This window comes from Aureibacillus halotolerans (genome assembly GCF_004363045.1).
Taxonomy (GTDB): domain Bacteria; phylum Bacillota; class Bacilli; order Bacillales; family DSM-28697; genus Aureibacillus; species Aureibacillus halotolerans.
The window spans coordinates 207,705-224,853 of sequence record NZ_SNYJ01000004.1; the positions used below are offsets into that span (position 1 = coordinate 207,705).

General features: G+C 44.1%; 16 protein-coding genes. 9 read left to right on the top strand and 7 right to left on the bottom strand.

Going from position 1 to position 17,149, the window contains the following annotated elements; genetic code table 11:
* Positions 1 to 100: 100 nt before the first annotated feature.
* From gucD to EV213_RS06950, 3 genes are all read right to left on the bottom strand, one after another.
* Positions 101 to 1,567 (bottom strand): alpha-ketoglutaric semialdehyde dehydrogenase GucD, encoded by a 1,467-nt coding sequence (gene gucD, locus EV213_RS06940; RefSeq protein WP_133579783.1) that lies wholly within the window; start codon positions 1,565 to 1,567, stop codon positions 101 to 103.
* A 50-nt stretch (positions 1,568 to 1,617) separates the two neighbouring features.
* The gene (kdgD, locus tag EV213_RS06945; RefSeq protein ID WP_133579784.1) at positions 1,618 to 2,547 is read right to left on the bottom strand and encodes a 5-dehydro-4-deoxyglucarate dehydratase; all 930 of its coding nucleotides are present in this window, start codon (positions 2,545 to 2,547) and stop codon (positions 1,618 to 1,620) included.
* A gap of 173 nt (positions 2,548 to 2,720) precedes the next feature.
* A complete protein-coding gene (locus tag EV213_RS06950; RefSeq protein ID WP_133579864.1) occupies positions 2,721 to 3,407 on the bottom strand; it encodes a FadR/GntR family transcriptional regulator in 687 nt (228 codons plus the stop codon).
* A gap of 237 nt (positions 3,408 to 3,644) precedes the next feature.
* Between EV213_RS06950 and EV213_RS06955 the strand changes: the two genes are divergently transcribed.
* The 6 genes from EV213_RS06955 to EV213_RS06980 all read left to right on the top strand — a co-directional run bounded on the left by EV213_RS06955 (position 3,645) and on the right by EV213_RS06980 (position 10,150).
* Complete coding sequence (locus EV213_RS06955; RefSeq protein WP_133579785.1) at positions 3,645 to 4,859, top strand: Bcr/CflA family efflux MFS transporter; 1,215 nt, start codon at positions 3,645 to 3,647, stop codon at positions 4,857 to 4,859.
* A 476-nt stretch (positions 4,860 to 5,335) separates the two neighbouring features.
* A complete protein-coding gene (locus EV213_RS06960) occupies positions 5,336 to 6,340 on the top strand; it encodes a hypothetical protein (RefSeq protein WP_133579786.1) in 1,005 nt (334 codons plus the stop codon).
* A gap of 631 nt (positions 6,341 to 6,971) precedes the next feature.
* Positions 6,972 to 7,640 carry a hypothetical protein gene (locus EV213_RS06965; RefSeq protein WP_133579787.1) on the top strand — a complete coding sequence of 223 codons (669 nt, stop codon included), beginning with the start codon at positions 6,972 to 6,974 and terminating at the stop codon, positions 7,638 to 7,640.
* A gap of 343 nt (positions 7,641 to 7,983) precedes the next feature.
* Positions 7,984 to 8,985, top strand: coding sequence for a response regulator transcription factor (locus tag EV213_RS06970; RefSeq protein ID WP_133579788.1), 1,002 nt, complete (start codon positions 7,984 to 7,986; stop codon positions 8,983 to 8,985).
* Positions 8,982 to 9,671, top strand: a complete 690-nt coding sequence (locus tag EV213_RS06975) for an ABC transporter permease (RefSeq protein WP_133579789.1) — start codon at positions 8,982 to 8,984, stop codon at positions 9,669 to 9,671. Before EV213_RS06970 ends, EV213_RS06975 begins: the two co-directional genes overlap by 4 nt.
* Before the next feature lie 119 nt (positions 9,672 to 9,790).
* Positions 9,791 to 10,150 (top strand): VOC family protein, encoded by a 360-nt coding sequence (locus EV213_RS06980; RefSeq protein WP_133579790.1) that lies wholly within the window; start codon positions 9,791 to 9,793, stop codon positions 10,148 to 10,150.
* A 130-nt stretch (positions 10,151 to 10,280) separates the two neighbouring features.
* On the opposite strand, the gene EV213_RS06985 is transcribed toward EV213_RS06980, so the two are convergent.
* The 4 genes from EV213_RS06985 to dgoD form a co-directional block, all read right to left on the bottom strand.
* The gene (locus tag EV213_RS06985) at positions 10,281 to 11,459 is read right to left on the bottom strand and encodes an MFS transporter (RefSeq protein WP_133579791.1); all 1,179 of its coding nucleotides are present in this window, start codon (positions 11,457 to 11,459) and stop codon (positions 10,281 to 10,283) included.
* 171 nt (positions 11,460 to 11,630) lie between these two features.
* Positions 11,631 to 12,008, bottom strand: coding sequence for a DUF2500 domain-containing protein (locus tag EV213_RS06990; protein WP_133579792.1), 378 nt, complete (start codon positions 12,006 to 12,008; stop codon positions 11,631 to 11,633).
* A 706-nt stretch (positions 12,009 to 12,714) separates the two neighbouring features.
* Positions 12,715 to 13,365: a type A chloramphenicol O-acetyltransferase gene (gene catA, locus EV213_RS06995; RefSeq protein ID WP_133579793.1), complete on the bottom strand. Its 651-nt coding sequence runs from the start codon at positions 13,363 to 13,365 to the stop codon at positions 12,715 to 12,717.
* A gap of 96 nt (positions 13,366 to 13,461) precedes the next feature.
* Positions 13,462 to 14,610, bottom strand: a complete 1,149-nt coding sequence (gene dgoD / locus EV213_RS07000; RefSeq protein WP_133579794.1) for a galactonate dehydratase — start codon at positions 14,608 to 14,610, stop codon at positions 13,462 to 13,464.
* A gap of 281 nt (positions 14,611 to 14,891) precedes the next feature.
* Here dgoD and EV213_RS07005 point away from each other — a divergent pair, with 281 nt between their 5' ends.
* From EV213_RS07005 to EV213_RS07015, 3 genes are all read left to right on the top strand, one after another.
* The gene (locus tag EV213_RS07005) at positions 14,892 to 16,097 is read left to right on the top strand and encodes an MFS transporter (protein ID WP_133579795.1); all 1,206 of its coding nucleotides are present in this window, start codon (positions 14,892 to 14,894) and stop codon (positions 16,095 to 16,097) included.
* A 188-nt stretch (positions 16,098 to 16,285) separates the two neighbouring features.
* Complete coding sequence (locus EV213_RS07010) at positions 16,286 to 16,468, top strand: hypothetical protein (protein ID WP_133579796.1); 183 nt, start codon at positions 16,286 to 16,288, stop codon at positions 16,466 to 16,468.
* Between the two features lie 58 nt (positions 16,469 to 16,526).
* Complete coding sequence (locus EV213_RS07015; protein ID WP_133579797.1) at positions 16,527 to 16,748, top strand: hypothetical protein; 222 nt, start codon at positions 16,527 to 16,529, stop codon at positions 16,746 to 16,748.
* Positions 16,749 to 17,149: the final 401 nt, after the last annotated feature.

Sequence of the window (17,149 nt, forward strand, 5' to 3'; positions counted from 1 at the left end):
CCTCTTGGTCATTTTCCACAACAAGTGTGGCACCCTCATCAAGCGCAACCTCGATTAGTTCACCAACGAGAATCAGGCTAAATAAATTTAGCTTCGGTTTTTAACCCTTCACAAAAACGGTTTTGATCGCGGTGAAGAATTCTTTTGCTGCTTCACCTTGTTCTCTGGAGTGAGAGCTGGACTGCTTCATACCGCCGAATGGTGCTTGAAGTTCAACACCTGCGCTCTCTGCATTCACACGGACTAGACCTGCCTCCATGTCATTAACAAACGTTAGCATTTTCTGTATGTTGGTCGTAAATACGGACGCACTGAGACCATACTCAACGTCATTCGCCGTTTGCAACCCTTCCTCAAAGGTCTCCACCTTCATAAGCGCAATAACTGGACCGAAGATTTCCTCCTGAGCAATGGTCATTCCAGAGCGTACATCCTCAAAGATGGTTGGCTCCACGAAGTACCCCACTTCATCATTTTTGCCTTTTACAGGCTGCCCACCGTAAAGCAAGGTGGCGCCTTCATCGAGACCTTTTTGAATATATGAAAGCACTGTTTCATACTGACCTTTATTCGCGCTTGGTCCCATCCAATGCTCTTCAGACAGCCCGTTGCCAATCGTAATCTGCTTCGTTTTGGCGATCAGCTTGTCTCTAAAGGTTTCATAAACGTCTTGATGAACAATGACACGACTCGTTGCTGTACACTTCTGTCCCGTGGAACGGAATGCGCCGCTAATGGTGGCTTCGACAGCCAAGTCAATATCGGCATCCTCCGCAACAATCACAGGATTTTTCCCACCCATTTCAAGCTGATATTTTGCGCCTCTTGCAAGCGCAGCCTGACCAATTTGTTTGCCGACATTGTTTGAGCCAGTGAAGGTGATGCCGTTGACGTCTGGATGATCGGCCAACCCTTGACCAATAACAGAGCCACTTCCTGTCACAAAATTTAATACGCCTTTCGGAAGCTTCGCCTGTTCGAAGGCCTCAACAATTTTCGCAAAGGTGACAGCTGTGTCAGTAGCCGGTTTGACAACGACAGTGTTCCCATAAATTAAGGCAGGGGCGATTTTCCAGATTGGAATGGCGACAGGAAAGTTCCACGGCGTAATGACGCCAACAACACCGAGGGGTGTTCTCGTTGTAAACATTAACGCACCATCATCAGTCGACGGGATGACATCCCCCGTTTTTCGCATGCCTTCGCCTGCGTAATAACGTAAAATGGCGACACCTCGAGCGGTTTCCCCTTTCATTTCAGCTAGCGTTTTTCCCATTTCTCTCGTTGCCGTTTCAGCAATGGCACCAAGGTTTTCTTCAAGGGCATCGGCTAACGCATAAAGATACTGGCCTCTTGCGGCACCAGTGAGCTTTCTCCACCCATCCTTTGCCTGCTTTGCCGCTGCAACCGCCTGATCAAGGTCTTCCTTCGTTGAATTTTGAACACGACCGACGATTTCCTGGGTGTTGGCAGGGTTAACACTTTCAATTGTGCTGCCTGACGCTGATGTTGCCCATTCTCCATTGAAGTAATTGAGGTATGTTTTGCTTTCGACACGAACGACCATACGTTAAAAACCTCCTAATATAATGATGATGAATTGGATAAGATCTGAGATTACTTATGTTCAATCGCGGTACGTTTAGGATATAATTCATGCGCGCGTTTTAAAATGGCTTCCAGTTGCTTGTAATGCTCAGGCTCAACAGGCAATATTGGCGGTCTAGCGGTGTTTTTAACTGAGTGGCCCATAATTTCCATCCCAGCTTTAATCAATGAGACAGCATATCCTTGACGCTGATTGCGAATAGCGTTGATGGGAAGAATGACCTCCTGATACATCTGACGCACATCATCCATGCGTTGTGCCAACAAAGCCTCATAAAACGCTCGTGAGATATGAGGGATATAATTGGATATTGCTGATGAATAGGAGTTAAAGCCAAGTGGCACATAGGCCGGCATCGTGACTTCGGCCATCGGCATTCCATTCAGCCAGCCCATTCGGTCACCAATCGTTTGTGTCATTTGCACATTTCGTTCCATATTGCCGATGCCATCCTTCACACCTACAACCTGCGGCAGTTCTGCCAGCTCTTGAACGGACTCCGTCGAAAACACTGCCTGACCGCGCTGGTAGAGGATGGCGTCTAGATCTGTACTTTCAATGATGGTTTTGTAGTATTGAACAAGGCCTTTCTGTTCGCCTCCCACAAGATATGGTGGAAAGACAAGATAACCATCCGCTCCTTTATCTGCTGAGAGTTGTGCCCACTCAAGAGATGTTGGCAAATGACCGCCTACCCCTGTGTATACAGGAACCCTTCCTTTCGTCACATCCAGGGCAATGTCTACGAGCAGCTCATATTCTCCCGAGCTCAGCGACTGATACTCTCCCGATCCACAAGCGATAAAAATCGATTCAAGACCTTCATCAATAAGAAACTGTATGTTCTGCGCTAACGCAATCTCATCTACCTTACCGTTATCATCTAAAGGCGTTACTGGAAAGCCAAGAATTCCTGTTGGGGCTTGTCTTCGAGTCATGTCGTCTTCCTCCCTCTTCTCGCTTTGTTTTTGCCAAAGGGTGATCTACACGTATGCGCTTACAAATAACGCTGTGGTATACTGTCAGAGGGATCTCTTTGTGAAAGCTGAAACTGGCTCCGCAAGCTTTGCTCCTGCTTTTTCACTGGACGTAAGATTCGAGTCATACCAGCTTATGGCTGGTAATCCCCTAAAACCTTATCTCTGACATAACACAAGTGTTTATACATTTGTTGGAACGCGTCAATCGGGTCATGCTTAACAAGCGCTTTATAAATGGCTGTATGGTATTGAATCGTCAGCTCCGGCTCACGAATTTTGATTTGACTGTCCGTTCGTTCATGCACTAGCAGCAACGAGTGAATCATGCCTTCAACGACAGGGTTGTTGGCACTTTCGGCGATAATACGATGAAACTCCTTATCGTATTTGCCATAATTGTTGTCTGCGTTTTCCGAGATGTCGTCAATCGTTTTTCGCAGCCGCTCGAGTTGTTCGTCGGTAATTTTTTCAGCAGCCATTGTCACAAGGCCAAGCTCTAACGTCATACGTGCCTCTATGACCGCAGGCAAATTATCTACAGCGAGTGCCAGCATGACAGAAAATGGCTGACTACTGATCTTGTCATTAAAGAATGTACCCCCACGCGTTTTCCGCGTAATAACCCCTAATGTTTCGAGAGAGCTCAACGCTTCACGCAACACAGGACGACTGACCGACAGCATACCAATTAAATCCATTTCACTCGGAAGCTTATCCCCTGGCTTTAGCTTACGCGTATTCAACAAATCAACAATGTGTTCAACAACTTGCTTTGACAGCGTTTTTCGGCTTACAGTGCCGACTTCAATTGGCTTCATCAATGGTTTTAAACAACCCTCCCCATTTTAACTAAGTAAGTTTATAGTCATATTGTATGACAAATAAAAAGTTTCGTCAATTCGGATAACATAGATTTCTTGATGAATGACATAGAGGCTTTCATTGCCATGACGATTGCATTGAACGTGTACGAATGGACAACCCTTTGTTCTTGCCGTATACTTGCGACATTTGCATAAAGAAAATATACCATAACAACAGGGAGAGGTCACACCGTGCTTCACAATCCAACCGGGCGCGAGCGGATGGGCATGGCTTTTTTGCTGAGCATGTTTGCCATTCTCGGTCCATTAAACATCGATATGTATCTTCCGAGCTTTCCGGATATTGCGAATGATTTTCGTGCCAATGAAACACTCGTTCAACTCAGTTTGACGGCAGCCCTACTCGGTCTTGCTGTTGGTCAGCTTTTCGTCGGTCCAATTAGTGATGCGAAGGGCCGGCGTGGGCCATTGCTATTTTTTACATCGATTTTTGCGATTGCTTCCTTATTATGTGCCTTCGCACCAAACATAACGACTCTGATTGCCGCACGTTTTTTGCAGGGTTTTACAGCTTCGGCCGGCATCGTTCTTTCAAGAGCGGTCGTTCGAGATGTGTTTTCGGGGCGGGAGCTGACAAAGTTTTTTGCCCTGCTAATGGTCATTAATGCCTTTGCCCCAATGGTTGCCCCGATGGCTGGCGGAGCCATTCTGCTGATTCCATCTGCGGAATGGCCAGCAATTTTCATTACGCTTGCCGTGCTAGGAGTCCTGATGGTCGTAACGGCCACTGTAAAACTACCTGAGACACTGCCTGTGGAGCGTCGTTCACCTAGTTCCGTTAAACATACATTACGTACAATGGGCAGCTTGTTCCGCGACCAGTCCTTTATTGGCTATGCGTTAATTGTAGGGTTTGTCCATGGAGGCAGCTTCGCCTATGTTTCTGGAACACCGTTTGTGTATCAGGATATTTATGGCGTGTCTCCTCAATTGTTCAGCATTCTGTTTGGCATCAACGGACTGGCGATCGTAACGGGTAGCTTTCTTATCGGACGCCTTAGCGATCGAATTCATGAACGCGTTCTTCTCAGAACAGCGATCATCATAGCGAGTATAGCCACGTGTCTGCTTTTAGTCATGGCTACGATCCAAGCTCCTCTCACCAGCCTCGTCATTCTTATTTTCATTTATATGATCTGTATGGGCATGGTACTGACGAGCTCCTTCACACTAGCAATGGCGCAACAAAGCCACCGAGCTGGAAGCGCCAGCGCCGTCCTTGGCATGTTGCCGCTGGCCATAGGAGCGATTGTCTCCCTATTGGCAGGAATCAATGAAGAAAGCGCTGTTCCAATGGCGCTCATCTTGTTTACGAGCGCATCCATTGGCGTGATGATCTACTTCAAGCTTGTTAGAGGCAAAGTGAACCATCAGGCAGCGGCTTAAGCTAGAGCTTAGATTCCACATGGGATCGAGCACTCAGAGGCTTTTCACACGCAGTTCATACGTTTTCACCGCGTTTTCACTGGTTTCGAGCGGTTCATGACCTTTTCCTTGCACTCGAGGTGTTTCCGAACACTCGAGTGCTTTTTTCGCACGGTTCATGTGATTTTCCGCGCACATCCGCTCTGCTTCCGAAAAGTTCATGTCCTTTTCCGAGCACTCGATCCCCCCTCTATTAAATGGTCTTTTCCCCTCTGTAATTTATTCCACATCAAATGAACAATTTTAAAAGAGCTTCTCAATCTATAATCCTTTAGGAGCAAGTCATTTAATCATCCGTGGATTCTCTTTGGGTTCAATCAATTTTCAAAAGTAATCTTCTCGTTACGAATGCTAATCATTGCGTTAGGAAGTTGAATTATTAGGGAATGTCTACTCAGAGAAGTGGTTTACACTAATCTTCCAAAGGAGACTATTTTATGAATAAGCAAAAAAAATTGCCAACATTTTTGTGGTGGATACACGGTATCATTCGGTTCATCCTCGCCATTGCCCTTTTGTATAATGGTGCAATTAAATTAGGCCTAGGTCAGTACGGAATGCCAGATCTAGGAGACGCGCTCATCGCTCATGGAGAGATGAGCCCCATGGGTTTGTTAGGGCGAATGGTGGCATTTTCTCCGTTGTTTCAAATCCTTGCCGGCGTTGCGGAAGTTGGTGCGGCTGTTGCGCTCCTTTGGAGACGGACCGTTGCCATCGGTGCGATGATCAGTTTGGCATCGATGTCGTTTGTCTTCGTTTTGAATTTAGGCTATGACATGCCTGGGAAGCAGATCTCGCTTGCCCTGCTCATTTTCTCTGCGATCGTACTTTTGCCATGGACAAAACGTATTGCAACTGCCTTCATTGGTCAGGAACAGATCTCGTCCGCTCCTACACCATCTATGTTCACATCTTCAAAGATTTCCCGCATCACTCGAATTGCTGGTCCCATTACAGGATTTGTTATTCTAGCCGTCGTCGGCTGGCTAGCATTTTCGTCGCAGCCATCTCTAACGATAAACGAGTCCGTTCCTGCTGGCGTATGGATGGTAGTGGAAGATACGGAGGAGCCAGCTGCGCATTTGTCGGAGGACACACGGTGGCAAAAAATTGCCTTCGGGAATGTAGAGAAACTAGGGAAGGCTAGCGTCCAGGTTCGCATCGCCAACGGAACGCTTTTAGAAGGCACTTATGAACGCATCGGGGAAGACACCGTCCAATTGAACCTGCGTGAGCTTCGTATGCCAGGGCAAACGGTCAAGGAGTACAATTCTTCACCAGTGCAAACGGTTGAGTTGACCGTTCAAGAGGAGTCGGACGATACCCTTCGACTAAGTGGCAATGGGATGGAGATGGTTGTTCGTGCTGCGCCTAACGCTAGACTTCTTTACGATCGTGGGTTCCATTGGGGGATCCGACCGGATGACCCATTTGATCGATGAGCCATTGCGTGACTTAAAACAAGATCATATGACTGTTTCGCGTAATTGAGGTACTATGCCATGCCTCAACTTCTACCATGAAAAGAAGACAGATCAAAACGAATTCATTTGCAAGGAAAAGACATAAAGTAACTTGATTTGCTGACCCTTTGAAAGAGGAAAGTATGTTCCTCTTCTAAAGGGGTCTTTTTGGATCCATTCTCTGTATGCCGCTCCAGCTTAACCTATGCCCCCTACTCAACCTGAAATTGTCTACCTCTCATGCATCTTTTCAAAAACGAAGCTCCCGGTCAAAACGTCGTACTTTCTAGTAGTACTCATTGAATACAGTATCCATTTGCAGAGGTACAACGCTTCGTTAAAAGATGAACTCCCTCTGTTGAGCACAGAAATCCCTCCATTCACCCCCTTTTTGTTTTTTCATCAAGCGATCTTCGATATCATGATCCTTGTTCAATGCTTTGCTGGCATAAGGAAAGCGTACCCTTTCCATTCTGAAATTAATTCGAAGTTTTCGCTGGGACATTCGTGAGAATAATAGTTCGACCGATAAGCTCATCTTGGATGACCTGAGACGAGAGCGCGTTTTTATTCAACTCATTTGTGCCATTCATTAAAGGAGAAGGAAGGTATGCTGATGTTTCGCTTTATTCGGAATCGAAAACGTCAAAACAAGATCAATAAAGTAAAATACGGCGACGGGCATTCTTTAGAGCCTTATCGCCTGACGGATTTATTCACAAGATCATTGTTTTATATAAAGCTTACTGATGAGGATAACGACGAAATGATTTATGCCGTAAACGTGAACCACTTCAATGAAAATCATGCAACAGAACTTTATTGTGATGGGAAACATATCGCTACGTCAGAGCTACCTGCGGCTTTTTCTGTTCCAGATGGGGCTATCGAGGTGGGCACAAGCATTTATGGTCTTAGTCGCATGCATTATGTCACGACAGAGAACAACGAATATCCATTACAGCCAGATAAATGGTCAACAGAAGGCATTCGAATGCGACTGGATGCCCGTTTTCCTCGTGCAAGTTCAATCATCGGGAAGATGGCTATTGTCGTCTTGTTCGTTTCTCTATTTGTTGGCCTTCCACAATTAGCGTCGGTCATTTCAGAGACACCCTTCTTTGCTGTGAATTTCGGATCGTTTGTGTCCCCCATTCAACTCCCCGGATGGGCAAATACCACGCTTACTGTTGCCGGTATTTTAGCAGGAGTGGAGCGAGCGCTTATGCTGAGAAATCATTGGTTGATTGATATCGAAACAACCTTCTGGACCCACTAAATGTCGAAGAAACTATGTGCAAGCAAGAGAAATACAGCAATAAAAATCGTATGAAAGAAAGGAAACGATAAATAGTGAGAAACCTAAGTATGGTCATTGCTCCAATCATGATGGTCTTTCTCGCGGTCATTCCTTTTTCAGTCATTTATGACCAGCTCTCAACCGTTCTTCTTTTTTTACCTAAATTCGACTCGCCACCCTGGTTTGTTCCTGCTGGCTTTATCAGTATCATTTGTATCGTAATACTCGCTTTTGTGATAGGAAAGACAGCCAAGCATTAAGCTTTTGATTTACTGCTCCTAAAGTATAGAATAAGAAGCAGCATGATAAAGGAGCCTTGAGTATGGTATTCTCTTTCAAAGAACTTAATAAAATTCACGAAAACACAGTGATGCTTCCACCATTAACGCTCGCCATTGAAAAAAGAGACATTGTTGCTGTCCAAAGCGAAAATGAGTATATTCAACGCCTGTTTGACCTGCTTAATTACCCGAAACAAATAAAGAACAACACCATTACATTTCCAGAGGGTGGTCTGAAAAAGGTTTATCTCTTTCAACGGGACGACGGGTTGTATAAGCGATTGACGGTCATGCAAACATTAAAATTTTGGTGCAGACTGTATGAGCAAGAGCCTGATTTGGATATAATTTTAAACCTTTGTGAATTGCATGCATGTGTCCTAAAAAAAACAAAGCATCTCACGCCTTCTGAACATTGTCGGCTACTGTTTGCTTCAGCACTTATCCAAAAGGCAGACGTGTATATTTTTGAAGATCCGTCTCTGATGCTTGATCTGCAATCGAAGCAGATATTACATAATTTACTCTTACATTTGGCGAGAAATGATGGGGCCGTGCTCATTTTTACTACAACTGTAGAAGAAGCGATTCGTCTCGGTCAAAAGGTGTACCGGTACACTGAGCGTGGGATTCAAGAAATTGAGCAGGACCTTGAAAAAGAAGAATCATTAGAGGAGAAACTTTCGCAAGATTTTAGCAGGATGCAGGTGCAGCTGAACAAAGTAAGTGCAAAGGTAGAGGATAAAATTATTCTTTTTAACCCTATGGAAATCGATTATATCGAAGCACGTGATGGGCAGACGTATCTATTTGTGAACAATGAGGAGTTTGCTTCATCAAGTACGATTAAATCCTTGGAGGAACGATTGCAATCGTTAGGGTTTTTCCGTTGTCACCGCTCGTATTTGGTCAACTTACAACGTGTAAGGGAAATTATCATTTGGAGTAAAAACAGCTATAGTCTCAGCTTAGATGATTCAAAGAGTACAATTCCCCTATCCAAAGGAAACTATAGTAAGTTGAAAGAGTTGATTCATGTATGATGCAAAAATCAGGAATGCAGTGGAAAGCGTTAGTTTATAAGGATGTATCTGACTTGCGTTGGAATGGGCAGGTCATCTTTAATTTCTGCATAAACCTCCTCTTTACCATTACTTTTTTATGGGCTCCAAATAGTGATATTCCTGTGAGCTTTATCCTTGCGTCTATTTTTGTATTGGTGACAATGTTCATGCAAGGCAATATCATTGTCGAGGAGAAAGAACAGCGTACCACTCGACGATTAATCCAAGTCGGTTTCTCCTTGAGAGAAATTATTTACTCTAAAATATTTATTACATTTCTAGCAACTGCATTCTTCCTTATGATTTTCTTTGTCATTTATGGCATTCATCCGCTTACGAGTCTAAAAATGTTTGTCCTAAGTTTTCCGCTCATCCTGATGATGATTATGATAGGCGTTATTCTAGGTCTGAAAACAAGAAATACAATTGAAGTCACTCTCTATGGCTCACCCATTGCTTTATTGTATTTGTTTATTGCAGGGTTGCTTATGAATAACGAACGAGGGGAAATGTCTTGGCTCGCTTTCTTTCCAAATTATCATCTGCACTATGGAATTGTTCAATTGCAAGCCAATGAAACCATACTTCCCTACCTCGTCGTACCGTATAGTTGGATGGTCGTGTGTCTCCTGATGTTTGTACTATGGTTTCGGAAAAATACTTAAGCGTAGGGAAAACATGCTTGATAGAAACTGTTGCCCAAGAGGGTTGGAGGCACGTTAGAGTATTCGAATTACCGATTCTAGAAATTTTCACTTACGTCTACGAGCTAAGGAGTGTCAAGATGGAGAAGCTTAAAATTGGTTCGATTGTGTGGGGTGTTCAAGACGTTCCGCGTGCGATCAAGTTTTGGTGCGAAGCCATGGATTATACACTACTTCGGGAACCATCATCAGATTGGGCAATTTTAGTTCCGCGCTCAGGTGAAGGGGTTCAATTGGCGATTTCTCGTGTTTCTTCTGACGCCGAAACCCACCAACGGCACCACCTCGACCTGTATGCATCCGACCAACAAGCGGAGGTGAAGCGACTGTTGTCCCTCGGGGGGAGTCGAGTCAAGTGGAGGTATCCTCCTGAAGCAGACTACGTTGTTTTGGCCGATCCTGACGGAAATACCTTCTGTGTGATACAAAAAAATGGATGAAAACTGGTCAGAGGACTCCCTATTATCACAAAGCAACAACCTCATAGGACAATGGTGATCCTCAAAACCTCCGATTTGTTTATGTTACGTCTTCATCAAGTTTCAAAAGACCGTCCTAGAACTATTTTGTTTATGACCTCACAGCCTTCTGACGCCACACATAATACATAAGAAAGACGCCGCAGAGGACCGCTAGAAACCCGTATCCTCCAAAAATGTCCCCTTTAGATGACCAATAGCCAAAGCCTAAACCTGCAAGCATGATCACTGCGTTTTCGCCCATTGACTGCACCGACCCCATCGTTGCGCGAACATTGGAGGAAATACGGTGCTGTAGGTACCCAGACGTCAATGGCTCAATCATCCCCGCGACTAAGTAGACCAAACCCATGGCGAGTAGTCCATAAATATTCGGGCTCACTGCCATAATGAACAACCCGAACACAATCCCACTCATAATAAACAACAGCAGTCGAGGCGTCGCAACTCGCTTCTTCAACTGGTAGGCAAGCAGATTGCCTGGGAGCTTCAGAAAATAAAGAGCTGCCGAAAACATCCCGAAGAAAAGAATAGGAATTTGCAGACGGTCAAGGTACAGCTGCCAAAATTCATCGATAAAATTGACAGATGCCCCAACGACCATCCCTGACGTCAATACTGGGATGACGTTAGGGTGCTGCTTATAAAGCCGAACAAACGCAGCCACATAACCTTTCAGTGGCATTGACTCGCTTTCTTCTGTTTTCGTCTTGACGGCAGGCTCCTTTAACCAGAAGGCAAAGAAAACAGCGCCCCACATTGCCACAAAGGAAAGCCAGTAGTTGAATGTAAAACCAAACTGAACGGCGAGCCAGCTCCCACTGAGAGCGGCAAGCATTGTTGCCACAATTTCCAAGGCATTCAGCCGTCCATAGTATTTTTCATAGCTGCGTTCCCGCTTTTTCAGCAATAACGAATCATACAGCAGCGCATTTTCTGCTCCACTGCTGGCGGACATACCAATTGCCGCTAAAAACACAACAAGCGCAAAATGCCAAAATGACGTCGCAAACAAAAGTAGGAAAAATTCACAGACACCAAGCGCAGCCGACACCACAATGAGCCGCTTTCGCCCCCAACGATCAGCGAGGATGCCGGACGGGACCTCAAACAACAAAACTGTAACTGCAAAAATGATTTCCGCGTAGATGACCATTTGGATGGTCATGCCCCGTTCTTCCCAGTACAATCGTTCAATGACATAGGCAGGAATTAAGCTATAAAAAAACCGAAAGCCGTAGAGCTTCCATACATTCGATACACTCTTCATTTAAAAAGCTCCTCTCCAGTCTAATCGAATCAACTAACATCACTCGATAAGCTGGTGGAGCACGTGAAGAACTGCTGCCCTTGGCTTAGCAGGGCGGTCTAGGCAAAAGTGCCATGGTGAGTACCTCCTTTGATACGTTTTCAAGATCTAAGAATAAAGAAACATTTTTTCCTACGTCGCTATCGGCGATTCCCTCTTACGGTCAAAACCAATGTAACGTGCCCCCTGAAACGCCAACGTACCCGAGTCACCTTCACTAAGTTGACCATATTCAGAACCGCTGACGATCAACTCCATCCTGTCGCCGCTTTCGACTTCAAAGGTGACAAAGTACAAATTCCGCGTGCTACTAAATCTACCTCCTCGAACGTTTGACCGTTTCGCCACGACCTCGGCAGCAACATCAAGTTTTGGATGGCTGCTGTTTTTTGACCATCGAGAAAGTCTTTTTAGATAAATGACGATGATCGCTCCTAAAACGATCAAAAAAACTAAAGCGACGAGTTGAACCAAGACATCTCCATATGCAATTGAATAGAAATAGTTCATACGAAAAACCTCCTCTTTTATTACTTTACGCAGAAAATGGGAGTGATAGGTTCAATTTTTTGGGATTCCATAAAAGAAGTGAGACTTTAACAACATCAGTTAGTAAAAAAATGAATGTAATAAATAATGCAAACATGAAAGGTGTAGGTTAAAGAAATCAGGAAGTGAAGCACCTTCATTATCCACTGAGATCGTTTTCTTTTGTTCTGTACAAATCGATATAATAACCAGCACCAAAACAGCAATAAGATTGCAGGTGTTCCGAGAAATATCCATGCCGGGACGTCCTGTGTCGGAAAAGGGAATAGCGTTGATAGAAACAAACCAAATACTGTAATGATACCTGTAAGAAGCAAACATATTAACTTGGGGTTTTTAAGATTAAATACTTGTTCAACCTTATTTGCACCAAATTTCAAACGAAGGACAGACCATGTATATGCCCCAACCCAAATCATGCTTAAACCTAATGGAATAGACAGGTAAAATAAATTGATCCTCCCTATAAACCCCAAGCCAAATATGAAGAAAAACGAGAAAAAGGAAAGGAAAATAAGAGCGACAAAATAGCTGGCATGAACAAGGAATGCCTTCATGTCGTATACCCTCCTTCCTTTTTATTACTTTACGCAGAATTTTATTGTGTTGGTTCAAATGTCTGGTACCCCAAATATCATGCTGTCGAAATCACGACAGCATGACAACTTTATAAAATCCATTCAGCAGGATGTTCAGCCATTTGCCTAACATTGTTCATAAAAACTCCTGCATGATACCCATCACAAACAGCATGATGGATTTGCAGAGAAACAGGCAAATATATCGAATCGCCATTCTCAACAAATTTTCCCCCTGTAATGATTGGGGGGAGATGATTCGGATTACTGTTAATATTTAAGTTAAACCCTGTAAACGAGGTCCAAGGAATCATAGAAATAGACACGGTATTTTCAGGTAGAGGTGTTTTAGGAAACAATTTTCCTGTCCCATTATATTTCTTAACATCAGAAAGATACATGTCATGAAACCCTTTGAAGTCGTGTTTTACTTCTGTCCAAATTCCAGAGAATGTTTCCGATTCACGATTAAATACCGTATACATTGGATCTACCTTATCCCAATAACCTAACTGTCCTTTACGATTAAAGTTCATTCTAAACGCTTTATTAGAGTTTACGACGCTCGTCACTAAGAAGATAAATGCAGGATAAAACTTATATCCTTTTTGTTTTATCATTTGATACAAGACGGTAATATCAATTTCTGTAGTGATGCTAAACGTGGTTTGTTGTTTCAGAAAATGATTAAAGATTTCTTTTCTCTGCCAGCTTTCAACATCAATTAGATTAAACTTCATCTGATAGCCTCCTAAATATAGTCGAGTTTTAGGAGGCTAGGATATCTGTTTTTTTCATTCATATCGCCTCTTTCCTATTCAAAAGAACTGAACCTCCTACCACTCCGCTACAGCGCCATCCTGATGACGCCAAATCGGGTTATGCCAGTTGTGTCCGACTTCAGCCATTTTACGGACGAAGGCTTCATTTATTTCGATGCCAAGACCAGGACCGTTTGGAATGGCGACCTGACCGTCTTGATAGGAAAAGACTTTTGGATCGACAATGTAGTCTAGCAAATCGTTCGTTTGATTGTAATGAATGCCGAGGCTTTGCTCCTGAATGAACGCATTGTGGCACGTCGCATCAACCTGAAGACACGCTGCTAAAGCAATCGGACCAAGCGGGCAATGTGGGGCTGCAGCGACATCATACGCTTCCGCCATGGAAAGGATTTTTTTACACTCAGTAATGCCGCCTGCATGAGACAAATCGGGCTGAATAATGTCGGCATAGCCTTCGGATAGAATATGTTTAAAATCCCACCGTGAATACAGTCGCTCACCAAGCGCGATTGGTATTGTGGTCAGCTTCATAAGGTCACGAAGCGCCTCTACGTTTTCGCTTAGTACCGGCTCTTCGATAAACATCGGGTGATAAGGCTCAAGCTCTTTAGCGAGTACCTTAGCCATCGGTTTATGCACACGTCCATGAAAATCAATGCCGATGCCAATATGTGACCCGACCTCTTGTCTGACTGTCGCCACGCGCTCTACGACAGCCTCAATTTTCGCAAAAGAGTCTACGTAATGAAGCTCCTCTGTACCGTTCATTTTGATCGCTTGAAAGCCTGCATCGACAGCCGCTTGTGCGCCTTCAGCAATATCCGATGGACGATCGCCGCCAATCCATGAGTAGACCTGGATGGAATCCCGACAGCGGCCGCCCATAAGCTCATGAATGGGCGCGTCGTAATACTTCCCTTTAATGTCCCAAAGCGCCTGATCAATGCCGGCAATTGCACTCATTAAAATCGGACCGCCACGATAGAACCCTCCGCGGTACATCGTGTTCCAATGATCTTCTATTAAAAGGGGGCTTTTACCGACAATGCCCTCCATTAGCTCTTCTACAGCAGCGGCAACTGTTTTGGCTCTGCCCTCCACCACCGGTTCGCCCCAGCCGACAATGCCTTCATCGGTTTCGATCTTTAAAAACAACCAACGTGGAGGCACTTGGAACAATTCATAGCCTGTAACAATCATATCTATTCCTCCTTCATCATCTTAGATGGTGTTCAGCTTACCATTATATGAAAACGTATTCATTAAACATAAAACCTTACTTCTTTACCGTTCCGTCTTATCCTACCATCTTTATTGTGAACCTGCATTAGACAATCTAGGCTTCTAGGCATCTTGACGCACACTTCTACCTGCTCCATACTAGTCTAGTCCTGTACATTTAACTAATTTTAGTACTCATTGATATACAATTAAAAGCAAATTTGCGGTCGACATCTACGATCCTTTTCTGGAGGAAACATATGAGACTATTCATCTGGTTGGCATGCTTGTCCTACCTACTTACAGGCGTCGGCCATATTATTATTGGTTCTGTTCTTGAACCGATGATTGCACACTATGACCTTAGTTATAGCGATGGCGGACAACTGATTATGAACCAATTCCTCGGCTTTTTAGTTGGAGTGTTGTTTGCACCGTTTATTCTCAAAACCATGGGTCGACGAACGACCATTGTTCTCTCGTTTTTCCTGTTTACCGTCGCTCAGGTGGCATTGTTTATGCTTGTCCCTTGGCCAATGCTGTTATCCATCGTGCCTTTAGGTGGTGCAGGACTTGGAATCACTGAAACCGTCATCGCTGGGCTGATCATTGGAAAGCTCAAAGAGAAAAAAGCATCGGTGATGATGTTAACAGAAGTGTTCTTCGGCATCGGGGCTTTACTGCTCCCCATCATCTCAGCCATTCTGATCGCAGGTGGAGAATGGAACAGTCTTTTTGCTTTCGTTGGAATGGTAACGTTGATCACCTTCGTTTTGTGGATGTTTCTTCGCTTCGGTGAACATGATGAAACCCTTATGGCGAAAGAAAAAATCAAAACGAAAAAAGCTGACCATAAGCGCTACCCAAAACCGTCTTTGCCTATGCTTTGCATTGGTGCGTTCTTTTTCTTTCTATACGTTGGCACGGAAATGACCTTTCCGAACTATTTGCCTTCCATTTTGTCGATGTCCTCTGAATTGTCTCCATCGACACTTGCGCTTAGCATCACTGTGTTTTGGGGCGCAATGACGATTGGGCGTATGGTCATGACCTTTATCATTGGACGATTCGGGTTTACAAAGCTTTTCGCCATCTGCTGCACTGGACAATTCATTACCCTTGGCTTGTTTGCGTTATCGCCAAATGTGACCATAAGTTTTATTGTCATCTTCTTTGTCGGGTTGACGATGGGCGGCATCTTTTCACTCGGGCTGCTGCTTATTAACGAGGCAACTCCCGGATTGGAAGACCGAACGTCGAGCTTACTTATTGCGATGGGCGGTTTAGGTGGCGCATTACTTCCTCGCTTAACCGGCAGCTTGCTTGACCTCTATCCTGTTCAAGTTACGTTGTGGGTGTTGTTCGGTTTTGCCGGCTGTATGTTTGCACTCATGGCTCTGCTGTTTCTTTTGAGAAAACGTGTGTTGGTGTTTAACCAAAAAAGCGATATGTCGAGGGGCCATTAGAGAAAGAAGAAGACGTTCAATTTAATTGTATGCAAAGGACCAGATACTCCCATCTCGTGGAGTTACTGGTCCTTTTATATACAATAGTCAGTAGAATTTAGTCATATGACCCTTGACAATCAGATGGATGTATTGGAAAATCCAGGTCAAGGAAGGTACACAACATTTGGTTTGAAGGTGGTGTAGCATTGAAGAGAAAACTTCTCTATTTATTTGGCTTTATAGTCTGTTATCTTCTTATTGCTGTAATTTTCGGCTCGTTTAACCCCAATGGCATATCGCTAAATCTAGATATCTTGCTCATCATCGTCGCTGTATTCTGTGTCCTTTGGCTCATTGAATCACTTGTGACCAGGTCAAAGAGAAGCTAAAACTCCCATGAATTTAATGGACTATTTATAAGAATGGTGGATATAAAGGAGGGGAAGCTTGAAGCTAATAAAAATAGTTGGCTATGCAGCAGTGTATATCGGCACCTACGTGACAGTCGGCATGATATGGGATTATTTTAACGGTGATGGTTTTTCCATTGAGGTAGACAATATGGTTGTCGGACTTCTCGGATGTGGTTTCGGTGCGCTCATTAGAGAGCTTCTATCCAGCCCAAATCAAGAGGAGGACTCTGAAACGAGGGACATTGAGCGAGAATAAACACTAAATACCTTCTTCCCAGTTTGGAATTCAGTAGCAATGTTGAAAAAAACAAAAGCGCTATTTATAGTCTTCTTTTTTACCATTCTATCGCCTCCTTACCCCCTTCGAAAGACACTTGATCCCAAAAGTCCTCTAAAGTGATGATGCTTGATAAGATTCGCGCTTCGACTGTCGCCCCAACACAAAAACATTGACTACATCAATCGAACATCTCATAAAACAGGGTTGAATCCAATTCCATTATTTTGTACATTAAGAAGTTTACTGCCGATTATAACTTTGCGTCAACGGAAGGAGGGTGACCTTTGCTAGATAAATTCAAGGAATCCGTATGGTGGGAACTGCTCTTCAATGTCACTTGGGTTGTATTGCTATTTCGCTTCATGGACACACCTTTG